The sequence below is a fragment of the Agromyces molybdatiresistens genome (genome assembly GCF_052748445.2).
This window is the reverse complement of record NZ_CM188258.1, coordinates 1,949,951-1,970,423: the sequence shown is the minus strand read 5'-3', so window position 1 is coordinate 1,970,423 and position 20,473 is coordinate 1,949,951. Positions and strand designations below refer to the sequence as shown.

The 20,473-nt window shown below is 72.0% G+C and carries 17 protein-coding genes and 1 other RNA gene; 10 read left to right on the top strand and 8 right to left on the bottom strand.

Annotation, left to right across the window (positions count from 1 at the left end; all coding sequences use genetic code 11):
• The first annotated feature begins 59 nt into the window (after positions 1 to 59).
• The 3 genes from ACULK2_RS09080 (at position 60) to sucB (ending at position 4,611) form a co-directional block, all read left to right on the top strand.
• Positions 60 to 1,529 (top strand): leucyl aminopeptidase, encoded by a 1,470-nt coding sequence (locus tag ACULK2_RS09080; RefSeq protein ID WP_445969474.1) that lies wholly within the window; start codon positions 60 to 62, stop codon positions 1,527 to 1,529.
• A 93-nt stretch (positions 1,530 to 1,622) separates the two neighbouring features.
• Positions 1,623 to 2,996 carry a dihydrolipoyl dehydrogenase gene (gene lpdA / locus ACULK2_RS09075; RefSeq protein ID WP_445969475.1) on the top strand — a complete coding sequence of 458 codons (1,374 nt, stop codon included), beginning with the start codon at positions 1,623 to 1,625 and terminating at the stop codon, positions 2,994 to 2,996.
• A gap of 67 nt (positions 2,997 to 3,063) precedes the next feature.
• Positions 3,064 to 4,611 carry a 2-oxoglutarate dehydrogenase, E2 component, dihydrolipoamide succinyltransferase gene (gene sucB / locus ACULK2_RS09070; protein WP_501044910.1) on the top strand — a complete coding sequence of 516 codons (1,548 nt, stop codon included), beginning with the start codon at positions 3,064 to 3,066 and terminating at the stop codon, positions 4,609 to 4,611.
• Here the strand turns inward: sucB and ACULK2_RS09065 are convergent.
• Entirely contained in the window at positions 4,608 to 6,272 is a 1,665-nt protein-coding gene (locus ACULK2_RS09065; protein WP_445969477.1) for a serine/threonine-protein kinase, read from the bottom strand. The two genes, sucB and ACULK2_RS09065, sit on opposite strands and share 4 nt — an antisense overlap.
• A 113-nt stretch (positions 6,273 to 6,385) precedes the next feature.
• Here ACULK2_RS09065 and lipB point away from each other — a divergent pair, with 113 nt between their 5' ends.
• From lipB to ACULK2_RS09050, 3 genes are all read left to right on the top strand, one after another.
• Positions 6,386 to 7,027 carry a lipoyl(octanoyl) transferase LipB gene (gene lipB / locus ACULK2_RS09060; RefSeq protein ID WP_445969478.1) on the top strand — a complete coding sequence of 214 codons (642 nt, stop codon included), beginning with the start codon at positions 6,386 to 6,388 and terminating at the stop codon, positions 7,025 to 7,027.
• Positions 7,024 to 8,013 (top strand): lipoyl synthase, encoded by a 990-nt coding sequence (lipA, locus tag ACULK2_RS09055; RefSeq protein ID WP_445969479.1) that lies wholly within the window; start codon positions 7,024 to 7,026, stop codon positions 8,011 to 8,013. Before lipB ends, lipA begins: the two co-directional genes overlap by 4 nt.
• 89 nt (positions 8,014 to 8,102) lie before the next feature.
• Positions 8,103 to 8,825 (top strand): DUF4191 domain-containing protein, encoded by a 723-nt coding sequence (locus tag ACULK2_RS09050; protein ID WP_445969480.1) that lies wholly within the window; start codon positions 8,103 to 8,105, stop codon positions 8,823 to 8,825.
• 139 nt (positions 8,826 to 8,964) lie between these two features.
• Here the strand turns inward: ACULK2_RS09050 and ACULK2_RS09045 are convergent, their stop codons facing one another.
• Positions 8,965 to 9,396: an RDD family protein gene (locus ACULK2_RS09045; RefSeq protein ID WP_445969481.1), complete on the bottom strand. Its 432-nt coding sequence runs from the start codon at positions 9,394 to 9,396 to the stop codon at positions 8,965 to 8,967.
• 138 nt (positions 9,397 to 9,534) lie between these two features.
• Between ACULK2_RS09045 and glnA the strand changes: the two genes are divergently transcribed.
• The gene (gene glnA / locus ACULK2_RS09040; RefSeq protein WP_445969482.1) at positions 9,535 to 10,959 is read left to right on the top strand and encodes a type I glutamate--ammonia ligase; all 1,425 of its coding nucleotides are present in this window, start codon (positions 9,535 to 9,537) and stop codon (positions 10,957 to 10,959) included.
• Between the two features lie 135 nt (positions 10,960 to 11,094).
• Here the strand turns inward: glnA and ACULK2_RS09035 are convergent, their stop codons facing one another.
• Complete coding sequence (locus tag ACULK2_RS09035; protein WP_445969483.1) at positions 11,095 to 14,109, bottom strand: bifunctional [glutamine synthetase] adenylyltransferase/[glutamine synthetase]-adenylyl-L-tyrosine phosphorylase; 3,015 nt, start codon at positions 14,107 to 14,109, stop codon at positions 11,095 to 11,097.
• Positions 14,110 to 14,122: 13 nt separating this feature from the next.
• The gene (locus ACULK2_RS09030; RefSeq protein WP_155051276.1) at positions 14,123 to 15,460 is read right to left on the bottom strand and encodes a glutamine synthetase family protein; all 1,338 of its coding nucleotides are present in this window, start codon (positions 15,458 to 15,460) and stop codon (positions 14,123 to 14,125) included.
• An 87-nt stretch (positions 15,461 to 15,547) separates the two neighbouring features.
• Between ACULK2_RS09030 and panB the strand changes: the two genes are divergently transcribed.
• Positions 15,548 to 16,435, top strand: a complete 888-nt coding sequence (panB, locus tag ACULK2_RS09025) for a 3-methyl-2-oxobutanoate hydroxymethyltransferase (RefSeq protein ID WP_445969484.1) — start codon at positions 15,548 to 15,550, stop codon at positions 16,433 to 16,435.
• Positions 16,436 to 16,459: 24 nt separating this feature from the next.
• On the opposite strand, the gene ACULK2_RS09020 is transcribed toward panB, so the two are convergent.
• The gene (locus ACULK2_RS09020) at positions 16,460 to 16,645 is read right to left on the bottom strand and encodes an SPOR domain-containing protein (protein ID WP_129233531.1); all 186 of its coding nucleotides are present in this window, start codon (positions 16,643 to 16,645) and stop codon (positions 16,460 to 16,462) included.
• An 11-nt stretch (positions 16,646 to 16,656) separates the two neighbouring features.
• Here ACULK2_RS09020 and map point away from each other — a divergent pair, with 11 nt between their 5' ends.
• Together map and ppgK are read left to right on the top strand one after the other, a co-directional pair.
• Complete coding sequence (map, locus tag ACULK2_RS09015) at positions 16,657 to 17,520, top strand: type I methionyl aminopeptidase (RefSeq protein ID WP_445969485.1); 864 nt, start codon at positions 16,657 to 16,659, stop codon at positions 17,518 to 17,520.
• A 45-nt stretch (positions 17,521 to 17,565) separates the two neighbouring features.
• The gene (gene ppgK, locus ACULK2_RS09010; RefSeq protein WP_445969486.1) at positions 17,566 to 18,321 is read left to right on the top strand and encodes a polyphosphate--glucose phosphotransferase; all 756 of its coding nucleotides are present in this window, start codon (positions 17,566 to 17,568) and stop codon (positions 18,319 to 18,321) included.
• A 50-nt stretch (positions 18,322 to 18,371) separates the two neighbouring features.
• Here the strand turns inward: ppgK and rnpB are convergent.
• The 3 genes from rnpB to ACULK2_RS08995 form a co-directional block, all read right to left on the bottom strand.
• An RNA gene (gene rnpB, locus ACULK2_RS09005) (RNase P RNA component class A) lies at positions 18,372 to 18,747 on the bottom strand.
• Between the two features lie 40 nt (positions 18,748 to 18,787).
• On the bottom strand, positions 18,788 to 19,525 hold the full coding sequence (locus ACULK2_RS09000; protein WP_445969487.1) for a zinc ribbon domain-containing protein: 738 nt from the start codon (positions 19,523 to 19,525) through the stop codon (positions 18,788 to 18,790).
• A 64-nt stretch (positions 19,526 to 19,589) separates the two neighbouring features.
• Positions 19,590 to 20,411 carry a Nif3-like dinuclear metal center hexameric protein gene (locus ACULK2_RS08995; RefSeq protein ID WP_445969488.1) on the bottom strand — a complete coding sequence of 274 codons (822 nt, stop codon included), beginning with the start codon at positions 20,409 to 20,411 and terminating at the stop codon, positions 19,590 to 19,592.
• Positions 20,412 to 20,473: the final 62 nt, after the last annotated feature.

The following is a 20,473-nucleotide window of genomic DNA, read 5'->3' as shown; positions in this document are numbered from 1 at the left end:
TGCCCAGAGCGAACAGGCAGATGCGGCCGGGGACGGGGCGAACACCTACGATCGGACGCATGTCCGTTCCCACGATCGAACTCGCGACCTCACCCGCAGCACCGACCGACGCCGAAGCCGTCGTCGTGCCCGTCAGGCGCACGGGCGATGGGCCCGTGCCGCTCGTCGAGGACGGGTTCGAGTGGGTCGCCGCGGCCCTCGAGCGACTCGGCGCGAAGGGCGGGCTCGACGAGGTGACGAAGCTCATGGCCCCGGACCGCGACGGCCTCGTCGTCGCGACGGGCGTCGGCGAGGTGACGGATGCCGCCTCGCTGCGCCTCGCCGGCGGCGCCGCGTTGCGCGCGCTCGCGTCCACGTCCGCGGTGGCGCTCGCGGCCCACGGGCTCGACGCGGAGCTCGCCGCGGCATTCGTCGAGGGCGCCGCGCTCGGCGCCTACACCTTCATCGAGTACCGCGACGGCCCCACCGGGCCCGATCGGCTCGACCTGCACACCGCCCACGACGCGGAAACCGTCGGGGTCGACCGCGTCCGCGCCGTCGCGTCGGCCGTCGCCCGGACCAAGGACCTCGTCAACACCGCTCCGAACGACCTGCCTCCCGCGGTCCTCGCCGACCTCGCGTCCGAGGCCGCTCGTGCGGCGGGCGTCGAGGTGCGCGTCTACGACGAGGCGGCGCTCGCCGACGGCGGGTTCAACGGCATCCTCGCCGTCGGCGGCGGCTCGTCGCGACCGCCCCGGCTCGTCCGCCTCGACTACACGCCGGCCGAGGCATCCGCTCACCTCGCCCTGGTCGGGAAGGGCATCACCTTCGATTCCGGCGGGCTGTCGCTGAAGCCCGGTGCGTCGATGGTCGGCATGAAGTCCGACATGGCCGGCGCGGCCGCGGTGCTCTCCGCCATCGTCGCGCTCGCCGAGCTCGGGGCCCCCGTGCGGGTGACCGGATGGCTCTGCCTCGCCGAGAACATGCCCTCGGGGACCGCGGCCCGACCGAACGACGTCATCCGCATGAAGGGCGGCACCACCGTCGAGGTGCTGAACACCGACGCGGAGGGACGCCTCGTCATGGCCGACGCGCTCGCCGCGGCGAGCGAGGAGCAGCCCGACGCGATCATCGACGTCGCGACGCTCACCGGGGCCCAGGTCGTCGCGCTCGGGAACCGGATCACCGGGCTCATGGGCGACGGCGACCTCGTCGAGCGCGTGCGCGCCGCCGCCGACGCCGCCGGCGAACCGACCTGGCCGATGCCGCTGCCCGAGGACCTCCTGCCCCTGCTGAAGTCCGACGTCGCCGACCTCGCGAACACGAAGCTCGGCACCGTGGTGCCCGGGATGCTCCTCGCCGGGGTCTTCCTGCAGCAGTTCGTCGGCCGCCGCGAGGGCGAGGACGCACCGCGCATTCCGTGGGCGCACCTCGACATCGCGGGGCCGTCGTACAACACCGCGGGGCCTTGGGGATTCACCGGCGCAGGCGGCACGGGGGCCGCCGTCCGGACCCTCATCGCGCTGGGCGAGCGCGCCTCCGCCAAGTAGTAAGGTCGTCTGGGGCGATCCTCGCCCCAGACGTTCCCCGGCCACGAAACCGGGTGACTCGCGCCGCAGATCCGATGCGCAAGGGAGATCCGTTTGTCCGAGCAGAACTTTGACCTCGTCATCCTCGGAGGCGGCAGTGGAGGGTACGCAGCGGCGCTGCGCGCCGTCCAGCTCGGCCTCAGCGTGGCCCTCGTCGAGAAGGACAAGCTCGGCGGGACGTGCCTGCACCGCGGATGCATCCCGACGAAGGCGTTGCTGCACGCGGCCGAGGTCGCGGACAGCTCGAAGGAGTCGGCGAAGTTCGGCGTGCGCTCGACGTTCGAGGGCATCGACGTCGCCGCGGTGACCCGCTACCGCGAGGGCATCGTCTCGAGCAAGTTCAAGGGCCTGCAGGGTCTCATCAAGGCACGCGGCATCACCGTCGTCGAGGGTGAGGGCCGACTCGACGGGGCGAACACCGTCGTGGTCGGCGAGCAGCGCCTCGTCGGCAAGAACGTGGTGCTGGCCACCGGCTCGTACTCGCGCACGCTGCCCGGACTCGAGCTCGGCGGCCGGGTCATCACGAGCGAGCAGGCGCTCGAGCTCGACTTCGTCCCGAAGAAGGTCGCGATCCTCGGCGGCGGCGTGATCGGCGTCGAGTTCGCGAGCGTCTGGCGCTCCTTCGGCTCCGACGTGACGATCATCGAGGCGCTCCCCCATCTCGTGCCGAACGAGGAGGAGTCGATCTCGAAGCAGCTCGAGCGCGCCTTCCGCAAGCGCGGCATCGACTACAAGCTCGGCGTCCGCTTCCAGGGCGTCACGCAGCACGACGACGGCGTCGTCATCACGCTCGAGAACGGCGACACGGTCGAGGCCGAGCTGCTGCTGGTCGCCGTCGGTCGCGGCCCGGTCACGCAGAACCTCGGCTACGAGGAGGCGGGCGTCACGATCGACCGCGGCTTCGTGATCACGAACGAGCGCCTCGAGACCAGCGTGCCCGGCGTCTACGCCGTCGGCGACATCGTCCCCGGCCTGCAGCTCGCCCACCGCGGCTTCCAGCAGGGCATCTTCGTGGCCGAGGAGATCGCGGGCCTGAACCCGATCATCGTCGAGGACGTCAACATCCCGAAGGTGACCTACTGCGAGCCCGAGGTCGCCTCGATCGGCTACACCGAGTCCCGCGCGGCCGAGAAGTACGGCGCCGACCAGGTCTCGTCGTACGAGTACAACCTCGCGGGCAACGGCAAGAGCCACATCCTCGAGACGAGCGGGTCGATCAAGGTGGTCCGCGTCAACGACGGCCCCGTGGTCGGGGTGCACATGATCGGCGCCCGCGTCGGCGAGCTGATCGGCGAGGCACAGCTGGCGGTGAACTGGGAGGCCTACCCCGAGGACATCGCGCCGTTGATCCACGCGCACCCGACGCAGAACGAAGCGCTCGGCGAGGCGTTCCTCAAGCTCGCGGGCAAGCCGCTCCACGCGCTCTGAGCCCGTCGCGCCGAAACACGACTGCAATAAGCTAGAACGCGTCACACGCTGTGAAGGAGACAAGCGAATGAGCGAATCCGTCAGCCTCCCGGCACTCGGCGAGAGTGTCACCGAGGGCACGGTCACCCGCTGGCTGAAGAACGTGGGAGATCGGGTCGAGGTCGACGAGCCGCTGCTCGAGGTGTCGACCGACAAGGTCGACACCGAGATCCCGTCGCCCGTCGCGGGCGTCATCGAGGCGATCCTCGTCCAGGAGGACGAGACCGTCGAGGTCGGCACCGCGCTCGTCACGATCGGCGACGGCTCGGGTGCCGAGGCGCCGCAGGCCGCCCCGGCGCAGGAGGCTCCGGCTCCGGCGCAGGAAGCTCCGGCCCCGGCGCAGGAGACCCCCGCTGCCGAGGCACCGCAGGCAGCGCCCGCGCAGGAGGCCCCCGCCCCGGCGCAGGAGGCGCCCGCTCCGGCTGCGACGCAGGCTCCGGCCCCAGCCGCCGAAGCTGCCCCGGCGGCGCCGGCTCAGGAGGCCGCGCCTCAGGCCGCACCCGCGCCTCAGGCCGCACCGGAGCCGCAGGCGGCGCCCGCGCCTCAGGCCGCACCCGCGCCTCAGGCCGCACCGGAGCCGCAGGCGGCGCCCGCTGCCGCACCGGAAGCTCCCGCGGCGCAGCAGCCCGCCCAGGCCGCTCCCCCCGCGTCGGGCGGTGGCGCGCACGCCGGCACGTCCGGCTACGTGACCCCGATCGTCCGCAAGCTCGCGAACGAGCAGGGCGTCGACCTCGCGTCGGTCACCGGCACCGGCGTCGGTGGCCGCATCCGCAAGCAGGACGTGATGTCGGCCGGCGCACCTGCGGCCTCGGCCGAGGCGCCCGCCGCGAAGGCCGAGCGCCAGCCGCTCGAGACCTCGCCGCTTCGCGGTACGACGCAGCCGATGACGCGCCTGCGCAAGGTCGTCGCCGAGCGTGCCGTCGTCTCCATGCAGTCGACGGCCCAGCTCACGTCGGTCGTCGAGGTCGACGTCACGCGCGTCGCCCGCCTGCGCGACCGCGTCAAGGGCGCGTTCCAGGAGAAGACCGGGACGAAGCTCTCGTTCCTCCCGTTCTTCGCCCTCGCCGCCGTCGAGGCGCTTCGCGCCTACCCGATCATCAACTCCACGGTCGACGGCGACGCCATCGTCTACCCGGAGCGCGAGAATCTGAGCATCGCGGTCGACACCGAGCGCGGCCTGCTCACCCCGGTGGTGCGCGATGCGGGCGAGCTCGACATCGCCGGCCTCGCCGGGCAGATCGCCGACCTGGCCGAGCGCACGCGCAACAACCAGCTCAAGCCGGACGAGCTCGCCGGCGGCACGTTCACGTTGACCAACACCGGTTCGCGCGGCGCGCTGTTCGACACGCCCGTCGTGTTCCTGCCGCAGACCGCGATCCTCGGCACCGGCGTCGTCGTGAAGCGCCCGGTCGTGATCTCGGAGGACGGCTCCGACGCGATCGCGATCCGCTCGATGGTCTACCTCGCGCTCTCGTACGACCACCGCATCATCGACGGTGCCGACGCGGCGCGCTTCCTCACCGCGGTCAAGGCCCGCCTCGAGGAGGGCGACTTCGAGGGCGACCTCGGCATCTAATCGAACCACTCACGCAGACGCCAGCCGGCCTCGCTCCGCATCATGAGGAGCGAGGCCGGTTCGCGTCCGTCCGCTCCCGGAACACTGAGGACCACGGCGTCACCGAGGTCGGCCGCGACCGCGATCGCAGCCAGGTCGGCCTGCGGGGTGTTCCCCGCGGTCTCGGACGCCATCGACGCGAGGTCTCGCGCCTCGATCGGCGAACCCGGCTGCGCGTAGGCCGCGACGCACGCGAGGTCCCGGCTCGCCAGGCAGCCCGCCCTGACCTCGAGCAGGGCGGACGCCGCCTCGACCGGGTCCACCCGCTCCGTCTCATCGCCCGGCTCGACTCCGCCGTTCGCCCTGCTCGGTTCGCCGTCGGGCCCGGGCGCGCTCGGCGCAGCAGGGGCCTCCGAGGACCCCGACGACGGCTCCCTGCCGGCAGCACCGACGGCGACCTGCTCACCCGGCGCATCGGCCGAGCCCACGCCTGCCGTGGCGGGCGGCACCGCGGTCAGCAGGAGCACGAGCGCTCCCGCACCCACGAGGCCGCCGGTCGCAAGCACGGTCCGGCGACCGCCGGCCCAGTCGCGCCACCGGCGACGCAGGGTCGCCACGGGGCCGGCGTCGAGTGTTCCGGCGAGCCCGTCCACGATCCCCGGCAGTTGCGCCAACTCGGCGAGCCGGTACGCGCCCGTCCCGGCCGGCATCGCCGCGGGCGCGTCCGCCGACATCGACCCGGTCGGCGCGGGCGAACCGGGCGAACCCGCCGGTGGCGCCGTCCGGTGAGGTGGGAGGGCGACCGCATCCCGACCGGCACCTCCGCCGACGGGATTGCCGGTCGCCACCCGGGAGGGCACCGGTCCGGCAGCCCTCGTCGTGCGCGATGCGCCGATGAGGGGGGTCGGCTCGGCTGCGGCGAACAGCGCACGCTCGACGGCCCCGTGATCGGGAACGAACGGGCGCGCGAGCAGCATCCCGCGCGTGAGGGCGACCACCTCGGCGAAGCGGCTCGGCGCCGCGGAGGCACCGGCGAGCTCGTCGAGCAGGGCGATCAGGGCGCCGTGCGCCGCCCGCGACCGCTCGACCCGTTCGGTCGCGGGCACCGTGGCATCCGTCCGGCGAAGCGCGCCGAGGCCGATGAGCCGCGGGCGACCGGTGTCGTCGACGAGGACGTCGGAGGACGCGAGGCGCGAGTGCACGAGCCCGCGGCGGGCCAGTTCGCGCACGGCGACGACGAGTGGCGCGGCCGCGGTGACGACCTGGCCCGCCGACAGCGGCCCCTCGGCCAGGACGGACGCGAGCGACCGGCCCCCGAGGCGCTCGACGACGACGCACGCCCGACCGTCCGGGAGGGTCGCGACGTCGACGAGCCTCGGCAGGGTGCCCGTCGGGTCGTGCTCCATCGCGTCGATCTCGACCGCGATCGCCGCGTCGTCGGCGGCGAGGTCGTAGGTGCGGAGGACCACCAGCGCGGGCTCCGGGTCGGGCAGGTCGGGCGAGGGATTCGGCGCCTGTCGGGCGACCGCGAGGTGCACGTCCGCACGTTCGCCCGACGCGAGCCGGCGCAGGAGCCGGTATCCGCCGAGCACGGCCTCCGCGGCGGGCACCTCCCCTCGCGCCGGACCGGAGTCGACGAGGACCGGAGCGGGGGAAGCGCGGCGGCGGAACCGGATGGCCATGCCCGCGATGCTCGCGGACCGGACGCTCCTGCCCACCGGGTGCTCGTCACCCGGTGGACGGCCGCACGCGGAGTCGGACGGTGGAGGACGGGACCCCGCCTAGACTGGTCCCCATGCTCGACTACGTCGACACGGGGCTAAGCGCCAACTCCGTGCCGTACAGCGAGGGCCTCTCCCTCCAGCGCGCCGTCCATCAGGCGGTGGTCTCCGGTCAGCGACCGGACACCGTCATCCTCCTCGAACACGAGCCGGTCTACACCGCCGGCAAGCGGACCGCCCCCGACGAACGTCCGACCGACGGTACGCCCGTCGTCGACGTCGATCGGGGCGGGAAGATCACCTGGCACGGTCCCGGCCAGCTCGTCGGATACCCGATCCTGCGCCTCGCCGAACCCATCGACGTCGTCGGGTACGTCCGCCGGCTCGAGAGCGTCCTGATCGACGTCCTCCGGACGCACGGCATCGACGGCACCCGCGTCGACGGGCGCTCGGGGGTCTGGATCGTCCGCGACGGCGTCGAGGAGAAGATCGCGGCGATCGGCATCCGCGTCGCCGAGGGCGTGACCATGCACGGCTTCGCGCTGAACTGCTCGAACTCCCTCGAGCCCTACGGGAAGATCGTCGCCTGCGGAATCCGCGACGCCGGCGTCACGACGATGTCGCGCGTGCTCGGACGGACGGTCGGCCCGGCCGACGTCGCCGGCACGGTGCGCGCCGCGCTCGACGCCGAGTTCGCGTCGGCGGTGGCAGCATGAGCGCGGATCCCGCCGGCCGCCGGATGCTGCGCCTCGAGGTCCGCAACGCCGAGACCCCGATCGAGCGCAAGCCCGAATGGATCAAGACCCGCGCGAAGATGGGGCCCGAGTACCGCCAGCTCCAGCAGCTGGTGAAGGGCGAGGACCTGCACACGGTCTGCCAGGAGGCGGGCTGCCCGAACATCTACGAGTGCTGGGAGGACCGCGAGGCGACCTTCCTCATCGGCGGTTCGCAGTGCACGCGGCGGTGCGACTTCTGCCAGATCGACACCGGAAAGCCGGCGGACTACGACGTCGACGAGCCGCGGCGCGTCGCCGAGTCGGTGGTGCGGATGCAGCTGCGGTACTCGACCGTGACGGGCGTCGCACGCGACGATCTGCCCGACCAGGGCGCGTGGCTGTACGCCGAGACGATCCGCCAGATCCACGGGCAGTCCCCGAGCACCGGGGTCGAGATCCTCGTTCCGGACTTCTCGGGTGAGCCGGACCTGCTCGGCGAGGTGTTCTCAGCGCGGCCCGAGGTCTTCGCGCACAACGTCGAGACGGTCCCGCGCATCTTCAAGCGCATCCGTCCGGCGTTCCGCTACGAGCGTTCGCTCGACGTGATCACGCAGGGCCGCGACGCGGGCCTGATCACGAAGTCGAATCTCATCCTCGGCATGGGCGAGGAGCGCGCCGAGGTCTCGCAGGCCCTCCACGATCTCCACGACGCGGGCACCGACATCATCACGATCACGCAGTACCTCCGACCGAGCCCGCGTCACCTTCCGGTCGCACGCTGGGTGCGTCCGGAGGAGTTCGTCGAGCTCAAGGCCGAGGCGGAGGAGATCGGCTTCCTCGGCGTCCTGGCGGGGCCCCTCGTGCGATCGTCCTATCGTGCGGGGCGGCTGTGGGCGCAGTCGATGCACGCGAAGGGCCGCGAACTCCCGTCGGAGCTCGCCCACCTCGCCGACGCGTCGCTCGGATTCGCCCAGGCGGTCGGCTGAACCACCGCCCAACGGCCGGTGACGAGGGGCCGTCCGGATGCCGCGACTCGCGGTCCGGACGGCGCCCTCGCCGCCGGTATCCTTGACGCATGGCACGCACCAAGGACGCCGGGTCCGCTCCCAAGCCCCCGAAGGAGCCCGGCCGCATGAAGCAGATGTGGCAGGTCTTCCAGATGACCCGCCGCTACGACTCCAGCGCCCAGTGGCTCATGCTCCTCGGCTTCCTCGCACCCGTCGCCGTCGGGCTCGGTCTCGCGCTCTGGCTGAGCGGCGGCAACGGCTTCACGATCGCGCTGTGGGTCATCGCCGGCGTCCTCGCCGGCCTCCTCATCGCCCTCGTCATCCTCGGCCGTCGTGCCGAACGCGCCGCCTATTCGCAGATCGACGGTCAGCCCGGCGCGGTCGGCGCCGTGCTCCGCAGCGGCCTGCGCGGGAACTGGGTGGGCAACGAGATGCCCGTGGCCGTGAACGGCAAGACGCAGGATGCCGTCTACCGCGCCGTCGGCCGCGGCGGCGTCGTGTTGATCAGCGAGGGTCCGCGCTCGCGAACCCAGCGCATGCTCGACGATGAGAAGCGCAAGGTCTCGCGCGTACTCCCGAACGTCCCGGTGACGACCCTGTCGGTCGGCCACGAGGAGGGCTCGGTCGAGCTGCACCGTCTGGCCGCGACCCTTCGCAAGACCAAGCGCTCGCTCACGAAGCCCGAGGTGCTCGCCGTGACGAACCGCCTCAACTCGCTCCAGGCGCCGCTGCCCATCCCGAAGGGCATCGACCCCATGCGGGTGCGCCCGCAGCGCGGTCGCATGCGCTGACCCGCGACGGCTCCCTGCGGCATCTGCTCGACCGGAGCGGATGCCGCAGCCGTGTCCGGGCGCGCTCCGTCGGGTGCGCACCCGAGGCCTACGACCGGCGGGCGTGGTGCCCGGCTGCGCGGCGCGACCCGGCTCGGCGTCAGGCGCGGATCAGGACCGTGCCTGCGACCTTGTCGTGGAAGCCGCGCTGGTCCGAGTCCCAGACGAGCGCGGGGACGACGACCACCAGCAGCAGCGTGCGGACGACCGGTCGCCAGAACCCGACCCATCCCCCGCGGATCGGCACGACGCGCATGCCGAGGAGCCGGTGCCCGACGCTGCCGCCGATCGTCGGGATGAAGAGCACCTGCATGAGCGCGAAGATCCCCAGGGTCGCCCAGGAGTGCGCGTTGGTCGCGTACGGCCCCACGAGCAGGGCGATGACGTTCGCGAGCGCCCAGTCGACGAGGAGTGCCGCGATCCGCCGACCGACTCGCCCGACGGAGCCGACGCCCTCCTCCGGAAGTCCGAGCCGCTCGCCCGGATAGGTGCTGGGAGGGATGTCGCCGGTCGGGCTCGCGGGGTCTGGCACCGGACGAGTCTACCGATCGGCCGTCGTGTAACACGGTCGAAACATTAGTGACACGGCAGGGAAACCCCACCCGGATAACGTCGCAACCGGTCGAACGACTGCGTCCTCGCCCCCAACCTTCCCTTGGAGCACCGTCACATGTTCAGTGATTCTTCCGAAGTCCTCAAGTTCATCAAGGAGACGGACGTCAAGTTCCTCGACATCCGCTTCACCGACCTCCCGGGCGTGCAGCAGCACTTCAACATCCCGGCCGCCACCGTCGACGAGGACTTCTTCACCGTCGGCCAGCTGTTCGACGGCTCCTCGATCCGCGGCTTCGCGTCGATCCACGAGTCCGACATGCAGCTGATCCCGGATGTCTCCACGGCCTACGTCGACCCCTTCCGCGCCGAGCGGACGCTGATCATGGTCTTCGACATCTACAACCCGCGCAACGGCGAGATCTACGGCAAGGACCCGCGCCAGGTCGCGAAGAAGGCGGAGAAGTACCTCGCCTCGACCGGCATCGCCGACACCGCGTTCTTCGCCCCCGAGGCCGAGTTCTACATCTTCGACGACGTGCGCTACGAGGTGAAGCAGAACTCCAGCTTCTTCTCGGTCGACTCCAGCGAGGGCGCGTGGAACTCCGGCCGCGAGGAGGAGGGCGGCAACCTCGCCAACAAGACCGCGTACAAGGGCGGCTACTTCCCCGTCTCGCCGGTCGACCAGCACGCCGACCTCCGCGACGACATCGTGCTCAAGCTCATCGAGGCGGGCCTCGAGGTCGAGCGTTCGCACCACGAGGTCGGGACCGCCGGCCAGGGCGAGATCAACTACAAGTTCGACACGATGGTCCACGCGGCCGACGACATCCTGAAGTTCAAGTACATCGTCAAGAACACGGCGAACGAATGGGGCAAGACCGCCACGTTCATGCCGAAGCCGCTCTTCGGCGACAACGGCTCGGGCATGCACACCCACCAGTCGCTCTGGAACGACGGAAAGCCGCTGTTCTACGACGAGGCGGGCTACGGCGGGCTCTCCGACGTCGCGCGCTGGTACATCGGCGGCATCCTGAAGCACGCCCCGGCGATCCTCGCGTTCACCAACCCGACGGTGAACTCGTACCACCGCCTCGTCCCGGGCTTCGAGGCACCGGTCAACCTCGTGTACTCGGCGGGCAACCGTTCCGCGGCGATCCGCATCCCGATCACGGGCACGAACCCCAAGGCCAAGCGCATCGAGTTCCGTGCGCCGGATGCCTCGGGCAACCCGTACCTCGCGTTCGCGGCGCAGCTCATGGCGGGCCTCGACGGCATCAAGAACCGCATCGAGCCGCACGAGCCGGTCGACAAGGACCTCTACGAGCTCCCGCCCGAGGAGGCCAAGGCCATCCCGCAGGTGCCGGGTTCGCTCGACGCCGTGCTCGACGCGCTCGAGGCCGACCACGACTTCCTCCTCGAGGGCGGCGTGTTCACCAAGGAGCTCATCGAGACCTGGATCGACTACAAGCGCGAGAAGGAGCTGAAGCCGCTGGCCCAGCGTCCGCACCCCTTCGAGTACGAGCTGTACTACGGCGTCTGATCTCTCTCCCCCATCCCCCCAGAGAGCCGAGGGCCCGTGCCGCGATCGCGGCACGGGCCCTCGTGTCGTTCCCGGCGACCGCCGCTCGTCGACGCGGGGCGGGGTGGGACGGGCGCCGGGGCGACCCGTGGTGCGTCAGCCGATGGTCGGCTCGCGCCGCGGTTCGACGCCGTAGAACCCGCGTTCGAACACGGCACGCGCGCGGCGCGTGACGGCGAGGTAGTCGTGTTCGAGCGCCGTCGCTGAGCCGGGCGGGTAGCCCATGATGCGGGCGACGCCCTCCAGCTGGGTGCGCTCCACCGGAAGCACGTCGGTGGTCCGGTCGAGCCAGAGGGTGAGGGCCGAGCGGGCGCGCGACGCGAGCATCCATGCCGCCCTGAGCGTCTCCGCGTCGTCGGCGGTGACGAGTCGCGCGTCGACGGATGCGGCGAGGGCGTCGAGCGTCGACGTGGTCCGCAGCTCCGGGACGCGCGCGGCGTGCTCGAGCTGGATCAGCTGGACGAACCACTCGACGTCGCTCAGCGATCCCCGGCCGAGCTTCAGGTGGCGCGTCGGATCGGCGCCCTGCGGAAGGCGCTCGTTCTCGACGCGCGCCTTGATGCGCTTGACCTCGCGGACCTCCTGGTCGGCGATGCCGCTCGGATACCGCACGCTGTCGGCGAGCTCGGTGAAGTCGTCGATGAGCGCAAGGTCGCCCGCGACCCCACGCGCCCTGAGCAGCGCCTGCGCCTCCCAGGTGAGCGACCAGCGGGCGTAGTACGCCCGGTACGCGTCGAGCGATCGCGCGACGACGCCGTTGCGACCTTCGGGCCGGAGACCGGCGTCGAGCTCGAACGGCAGTCGCGCGTCCTCGCTCGTGCGGACGAGCTCGGACACGATCTTCAGTGCACGCGTGTGCGCGGCATCCGGTTCGGCGGTGGTCGGTCGGTAGACGTAGAGGATGTCGGTATCGGAGCCCAGGCCGAGTTCGCGGCCCCCGAACCGGCCCATGCCGATGACGGCGAACTCGATGCCGTCGTCGCCGCGGCGGATGGCGCGGAGCAGCGACTCGAGGTGGGCCTCCACGACGTCGCTCAGACCATGGCCGAGCTCCTCGACGGTGCAGACGTCGAGGATGGCGGCCAGTGCCAACCGGAGCACCTCACGGCGTCGCATCGCCCGCAGGACCTTCGCCGCGGCATCCGGCTCGCCGTGCCGGGCGAGCACCGCATCGCCCTCGTCGCGGAGCGAGGACAGCTGTCGGGGTCGGAGCTCGTCGAGGTCCTCCAGCCACGCGACCGCCTCGGGGATCCGCTCGAGGAGCTCTCCCGCGAAGCGGGAGCCGGAGAGCACGCGCGTGAGCCGCAGCGCGGCGTCCGAGGAGTCCCGGAGCAGGCGAAGGTACCAGTGCGTGGTGCCGAGCCCGTCGCTGATGCGGCGGAACGCGAGCAGGCCGTAGTCGGGGTCGGCGCCGCCGGCGAACCAGGAGATCAGCACCGGCATCAGGTGCCGCTGGATCGTCGCCCGACGGGAGACCCCGGCCGTCAGCGCAGCGATGTGCGCGAGCGCGCCCCGGGGGTCGGTGAAGCCGATCGCGGCGAGCCGTGCCTCGGCCTGCTCGCTCGTGAGCTCGAGGCCGTCGGCGGGCAGCGCGGCGACCGCCGAGAGGAGGGGCCGGTAGAAGAGGCGCTCGTGCAGCCCGCGAACGCGACGACGAGTCGCCTGCCAGGCCGCCGTGAGCTCGTCGGCGGTGCGCGCGAGCCCTGAGGCGCGGGCGAGGACGCGGCGCTCGGCGTCGTCGCGCGGCATGAGGTGCGTGCGGCGGAGCCGTGCGAGCTGCAGACGGTGCTCGAGCACCCGCAGCACCCGGTAGTCGCGCGAGAACTCGGCGGCCTCCTCGCGGCCGACGTAGCCGTGCTCGGCGAGCGCCGCGAGGGCGGGCAGCGTGCCGGCCTGGTGGATCAGGTCGTCGGATGCGCCGTGCACCAGCTGGAGCAGCTGCACGGTGAACTCGATGTCGCGGAGGCCGCCCGGGCCGAGCTTCAGCTGAACGTCGACCTCGTCGGACGGGATGTGGTCGGTGACGCGCTCTCGCATGCGCTGGACCGACTCGACGAACCCCTCGCGCGACGAGCTCGACCAGACCTTCGGCGCGACGCCCGCCGCGTAGCGCGCGCCGAGGTCGGCGTCGCCGGCGAGCGGACGGGCCTTCAGGAGGGCCTGGAACTCCCAGCTCTTCGCCCACCGGTCGTAGTACTGCAGGTGCGATTCGAGCGTTCGGACGAGCGCCCCGTCCTTGCCCTCCGGCCGGAGGTTGGGGTCGACCTCCCAGAGGGGAGGTTCGATCCCGGGCTCGCCGATCGCGCGCATCATCGTCATCGCGAGCCGCGTCGCGATCTCGATCGCGCGTGAGGTGGCGACGACCTCCTCGTCGGCGGACTCCGCCACGAAGATGACGTCGACGTCGCTGACGTAGTTGAGCTCGCGGGCGCCGGCCTTCCCCATGCCGATGACGGCGAGCCGCGTGGCGTCGACCTCCGGCGCAGGGAACCGGCCGGGCGCGGCCGCCTCGCCCTCGCCGCGTGCGGCGAGTCGGCGCGCGAGGTGCAGTGCCGCCTCGATCGCGCCGCCCGCGAGGTCGGCCAGGCCGGATGCGACGGTGTCGAGCGCATCCACGGCGTCGGTGCGGGTCAGGTCCCAGATCGCGACACCGGCGAGCGCTCGGCGGTACCGGACGCGCAAGGAGCGGGCGCCGGCATCCGCCAGCTGCGCGGTCGGCGCGTCGACGGATGCCACGGCCTCGACGAGTTCGCTCGAAGCCTCCAGGGCGGACGGCGGCGGCACCGGCGGCTCGTGGAACAGCGCCAGTTCGCCGGGGTTCCGGAGGAAGAACTCGGCGAACCCTCGGGAGGCGCCGAGCAGCCGCGCCGCCCGGTCGAGCGCGGGTGGGTCCTGCAGGATCGCTCCGACCGCGTCGGGCGCCCGCTCGTGGAGCCGCAGGAGCTCGGCGAGCGCCTGGTCGGGGTCCGCGGCAGCGCCGAGCGCGTCGACCAGGGCTTCGGGCTCGGTCGCGGCCGCCTCGGCGAGTTCCGTGGACTGCGTCGCCGTGAGGTCGAGGTCGTCGAAGCCGGCGCGCGCGAGCGCTCCGAGCGTCGGGGCGGTGCGCGTCATCCGATGCCGACCGTCAGAGGATCTCGAGGTTGCGCTGCAGCTCGAACGGGGTGACCTGCGTCCGGTAGTCGCGCCACTCGGCGCGCTTGTTCGCGAGCACGTAGTTGAAGACGTGCTCGCCGAGCGTGTCGGCGACGAGCTCGGAGGTCTCCATGTACTCGATCGCGTGGTCGAGGCTCGCGGGCAGCGGCCGGTAGCCGAGCGCGCGGCGCTCGCTGTCGGTCAGCGCCCACACGTCGTCCTCGGCCTCGGACGGCAGCTCGTAGCCCTCCTCGATGCCCTTGAGGCCCGCGGCGAGCAGCAGCGAGAACGCGAGATAGGGGTTCGCCGCGGAGTCGATCGCGCGGTACTCGACGCGTGCGCTCTGCCCCTTGTTGGGCTTGTACAGCGGCACGCGCACCAATGCCGAGCGGTTGTTGTGGCCCCAGCAGATGAAGCTCGGGGCCTCGTCGCCGCCCCAGAGGCGCTTGTAGGAGTTCACGAACTGGTTGGTGACGGCCGAGATCTCGTTCGCATGACGGAGCAGGCCCGCGATGAACTGCCGGCCGATCTTGGAGAGCTGGTACTGGGCGCCGGGTTCGTAGAACGCGTTCGCGTCGCCCTCGAAGAGCGAGAGGTGCGTGTGCATGCCCGAGCCGGGCTTGTCGGAGAACGGCTTCGGCATGAACGTCGCGTAGACGCCCTGCTCGATCGCGACCTCCTTGACGACCGTACGGAAGGTCATGATGTTGTCGGCCGTGGTGAGCGCGTCCGCGTAGCGGAGGTCGATCTCGTTCTGGCCCGGTCCCGCCTCGTGGTGGCTGAACTCGACCGAGATGCCGAGGTCCTCGAGCATGCGGACGGAACGGCGTCGGAAGTCGTGCGCGGTGCCGCCGGGCACGTTGTCGAAGTAGCCCGCCGAGTCGACCGGCTGCGGTCCCTCCGGCCCGTACTTCGAGGACTTGAGCAGGTAGAACTCGATCTCGGGGTGCGTGTAGAAGGTGAACCCGGCATCGGCGGCGCGGGCGAGCGTGCGCTTCAGCACGTTGCGCGGGTCGGCGACCGCCGGTTCTCCGTCGGGCGTCGTGATGTCGCAGAACATCCGCGCGGTGGGATCGATGTCGCCCCGCCACGGCAGGGTCTGGAAGGTCGTGGGGTCGGGGAACGCGAGCAGGTCGGATTCGAAGGTTCGGCTGAGGCCCTCGATGGCGGAGCCGTCGAAGCCGATCCCCTCGGTGAAGGCCCCCTCGACCTCGGCCGGCGCGATCGCGACCGACTTCAGCGTGCCGACGACGTCCGTGAACCAGAGCCTGACGAACTTGACTCCTCGTTCCTCGATGGTCCGGAGAACGAAGTCGCGCTGCTTGTCCATGCACACCCTTCCTCGATGCTCTCAGCGTAGTCGGTCGGGCTCCCCGGTCCCGTCCGGATGACGCCGGTGCTGTGCGAGACTGGCGCCATGTCCGACCACGCATCCGACGGCGCAGCGACCCCCTCCGAGGCCCCCGTGGCCGAGAACCCCTACGGCGGTGCATCGACCACCACGAGCGGCCCGAAGCGCGTCCGCACCCGGCACTTCCAGAACGCCAAGCGCGACGGCATCAGGATCACCGGGCTCACGAGCTACGACCAGCTCACCGCGCGCATCTTCGACGAGGCCGGCATCGACTTCCTCCTCGTCGGCGACTCGGCGGGCAACAACGTCCTCGGCTACGAGACCACCCTTCCGGTCACGGTCGACGAGCTGATCCCGCTCACGCGGGCGGTCGCAGGCGCCGTCGAGCGCGCTTTCGTGGTCGCCGACATGCCGTTCGGCTCGTACGAGAACGGCCCCGACGAGGCGCTGCACACCGCCATCCGGTTCATGAAGGAGGCCGGCGCCCACGCGGTGAAGCTCGAAGGCGGCGAACGCAGCCAGAAGCAGATCCGCCGCATCGTCGGCGCGGGCATCCCGGTCATGGCGCACATCGGCTACACGCCGCAGAGCGAGCACGGCCTCGGCGGTCACATCATCCAGGGCCGGGGCGAGGGCGTGAAGCAATTGCTCGCCGACGCCGAGGCGGTGCAGGAGGCGGGCGCGTTCGCGGTCGTGCTCGAGATGGTGCCGGCGGACGCCGCGCGCCAGGTCACCGAGCTGCTGCACATCCCGACGATCTCCGTCGGCGGCGGCCCGCACTGCGACGGCCAGCTGCTGGTGTGGACGGACTGGGCCGGGCTCACCACCGGGCGCATCCCGCGGTTCGTCAAGCAGTACGCGAACCTGGCGGGCATCCTCGGCGACGCCGCCCGCGCGTGGCGGGACGATGTCGCCTCAGGCGCCTATCCGACGGACGAGCACTCGTACTGACGCGCTCTCGCAGGTTCGGACGGCTCACTCCTCGGCGGCCTCCTCCTCGGCCCACTTCGCGCTGTTCGCACGCAGGATCTCGAGCGCCTGCTCGGCCTCGGCGCGCGTCTCGAACGGACCGACCCGCTCGACCGCCGGCGAGACGAGACCCTCCTCGACCTCGCCGGTGTTGAGGTTGTACCAGAACTGATGCTCCACGTCCCTCGACATAGGCTGATCCTATGCCCAAGGACCCTGCCGGCCATCTGATCCCCGGCCGACTGTCGCCGACGCGCGCCGTGCCGTCCTCGATCGCCCGACCCGAGTACGTCGGCCGGCCGGCGCCGTCGCCGAACACCGGCGGCGACCGCTACTCCCCCGACGAGATCCAGCGCATCCGCGCCGCCGGGAAGGTCGCGGCGGGCGCGATCGAGGCCGCCGCCGCCGCCATCCGTCCCGGGGTCACGACCGACGAGCTCGACGGGATCGCGCACGAGTACGTCGTCGCGCACGGCGCCTACCCGTCGACGCTCGGCTACCGCGGCTTCCCCAAGTCGTCGTGCACGTCGGTCAACGAGGTCGTCTGCCACGGCATCCCCGACGACACGGTGCTCGCCGACGGCGACCTCGTGAACCTCGACGTGACCGCCTACCTCGACGGCATGCACGGCGACCTCAACGCGACCTTCCTGGTCGGCGACGCCGACGAGGAGGCGCGCCTGCTCGTCGAGCGCACGCGCGAGGCCCTCGCCCGCGGCATCCGCGCCGTCGCCCCGGGCCGGCAGGTGAACGTCATCGGGCGTGCGATCGAGTCGTACGCGAAGCGGTTCGGCTACGGCGTCGTGCGCGACTACACCGGGCACGGCGTCGGCCGGGCGTTCCACACGGGGCTCGTGATCCCCCACTTCGACGACCCGAACGCGACCACGGTGATCGAGACCGGCATGGTGTTCACGATCGAGCCGATGCTCACGCTCGGGACGACCGAGTGGGACCTCTGGACCGACGACTGGACCGTCGTCACCCGCGACCGGTCGCTCACCGCCCAGTTCGAGCACACCCTCGTCGTCACCGAGCGGGGCGCCGAGATCCTCACGCTGCCGTAGCCGCCGGCCTCCGGGCGAGAGACGACCGCGCGGTATCGTGGCGCCATGGCGACTGAACGGGCGATCGGCATCGACATCGGCGGCACCGGCATCAAGGGCGCGGTGGTCGACCTGGGCACCGGGGACCTCGTCACCGAGCGGATCAAGGTCAGGACGCCCCCCGGCGGCCGACCGGACGACATCCTGCAGGCGACCGCCGAACTGCTCGCCGAGGTCGCCGATCGCGGCCACACCGGGCTGCCGCTCGGCGTGTGCTTCCCCGCCATCGTCAAGCACGGCCGCACCCTCTCCGCGGCGAACGTCTCCGACGAGTGGATCGGCCTCGAAGCCGAGCGCCTGTTCGAGAAGGAACTGCGGAGCGAGATCCACTTCATCAACGACGCGGATGCCGCCGGCTACGCCGAGGCGCGGTTCGGCGCGGCGAAGGACGAGGACGGCCTCGTGATCCTCACCACGCTCGGCACCGGCATCGGCTCGGCGCTCATCTTCGACGGAGTGGTCGTGCCGAACACCGAGCTCGGCCACCTCGAGCTCGACGGGCACGACGCCGAGTCGCGTGCGGCGTACTCCGCCATGGAGCGCGAGAACCTGTCGTGGGAGGCCTGGGCGGCGCGGCTGCAGCGCTACTACGCGCACGTCGAGTTCCTCTTCTCCCCCGACCTGTTCGTCGTCGGCGGCGGCGTGTCGAAGCACCACGAGCAGTTCCTGCCCATGCTCGACCTGGCGACCCCGATCGTGCCCGCGGTGCACCGCAACAACGCGGGGATCCTCGGCGCCGCGGCGCTCGCCGCGAGGTTCTGAGCCGCTCCTGCCGCGCGAGCCGCACGCGACCGCGGAGCGGGGACCGGGGGCGAGCGGGCCGGCTGATACGCCGGGTTCTGTTCACCGGGCGCTTGCGCGACACCGGCTGGACGGCCATCTCTCTCGGAGCTGCGTCACCGCAGCCCTCCAGCGGCCTACCCGGGAACGGGACGGGCAGCCCCATGGTTCCCTGTCTGACCTTGCTCCGGACGAGGTTTACCGAGCCGACCGCGTCACCGCGGCCGCTGGTGGGCTCTTACCCCACCGTTTCACCCTTACCGCGGGCCGGAGCCCGTGGCGGTCTGCTTTCTGTGGCACTGTCTCGCGGGTCACCCCGGGTGGGCGTTACCCACCGTCCTGCCCTGCGGAGCCCGGACGTTCCTCGGCGCCCGATCGCTCGGGCGACGCGGCCGTCTTGCCGACCCGCTCGCCCTCCAAGGCTACCGCGCGCCGCGCGTGACGCGGCTCAGAGGCCGGATTCGGCCGTGCGGACCAGGATCCGGTCGCACTCCGGGCACTGCACGACCTCGTCCTCGGCAGCGCGGCGCACGGCCTCGAGGTCGGAGCCCGTGAGCGTGATCGTGCAGCCCCCGCAGGTGCGCTGGCGCAGCAGCGCCGCGCCGATGCCGCCGCCGCGCACCCGGCGGTCCTCGTAGAAGCGGAGGAGGTCGTCGGGCAGGGTATCCGCGATGGTCGCCCGGTCGCGCTCGGCGTGCTCGCGCTCGGTCCCCAGCCCGCCCGCGGCCTCGTCGCGCGCGGCCTCCAGCGTCGCGGCCGACTCGGCGAGCTCGGCACGCTCGCGGTCGATCTCGGCCACGCGGCCCTCCGCCGCCTCGACCTTCTCCATCACGACCAGTTCGGCGTCCTCGAGGTCGCTCAGGCGCTTGCGGAGCGACACGAGCTCGGCCTCAAGCGCCTGGACGTCCTTCATCGACGACGTGTGCGTCAGCCGATCCGCGTCGCGGGCGATGCGCTTCTCGACGACCTCGACGTCGGACTCGATCCGGCCGAGCTCGGTGCGCGCATCCTCGAGCGCGCCGAACGCTTCGGCCCGTCGGCCCCGAACGGCGGTGTCGCGCTCGCCGAGGGCGGCGAGCTCGGCCGTCTGCGGCAGCGAGCGCAGCCGGTGCGCGAGCTGCTGCAACCGGGTGTCGATGGCCTGGAGACGGAGCAGCTGCTCCTGGTCGGCGGGGCTGGCCTTCACGTGGTGCTCCTCGTGGGGGTCGGGTCGGGGCTGACGGGTGTCGGGGGGATCGTCGCGGATGCGGTCACTGCACGACCTGGAAGTCCCACGGATCGGTGCGGAGGTCGCTGACGACGACCTCGAGCTCGGGGTGCGCGTCGCGCAGCTCGCGAGCCGCGGCATCCAGCCACAGCCATTCGCTCGCCCAGTGCGACACATCGACGAGCGCCGGACCGCCCCCGAGCACCGCCTGCTCGCGAGCCTCGGAGGCGGGGTGATGGCGCAGGTCGGCGGTGACGTAGACGTCGGCGGCACGTACGGCTTCGTGCGCGAGCAGCGAGTCGCCCGCTCCCCCGCAGACGGCGACGGTCTCGACGGTGTCGTCGAACCCGCCGGCGACGCGCACACCCGTCGCCGTGGGCGGGAGGATCTCCGCGAGGCGGCGCGCGAGCCGGCCGAGCGTCGTCGGTTCGGCGAGACGCCCCACGCGTCCGAGGCCGCGCGCGGCATCCGTCGCGTTCGCCACGATCGGCACCGCGTCGACGAGGCCGAGCCGGTCGGCGAGCACCGCCGACGTCCCGATCTCGACGATGTCGGCGTTCGTGTGCGCACCCACGAGGGCGCAGTCGGCGCGGATCAGCCGCGCGAGCAGGGCGCCCTTGTAGCGGTCCTCGGCGATGGAGGTGACGCCGCGGAGCAGCAGCGGATGGTGCGCGATCATCAGGTCGGAACCGGATGCCACGGCCTCCTCGACGGTCGCCGAGACCGCATCGACGGAGAGCAGCACGCGCGACACCTCGCGCGACGGGTCGCCGGTCACGAGGCCCGGCGCATCCCACGGCTCGGCCCCGGAGGCGGGCCACAGGCGCTCCACGGTCGAGAGGACGTCGGCGAGGCTGGCTGGCACGCGCCCCAGCCTACGCCGAACCCGCCCGCCCACCCCGACCGTGGTTGCCGCCCCGTCAGGGC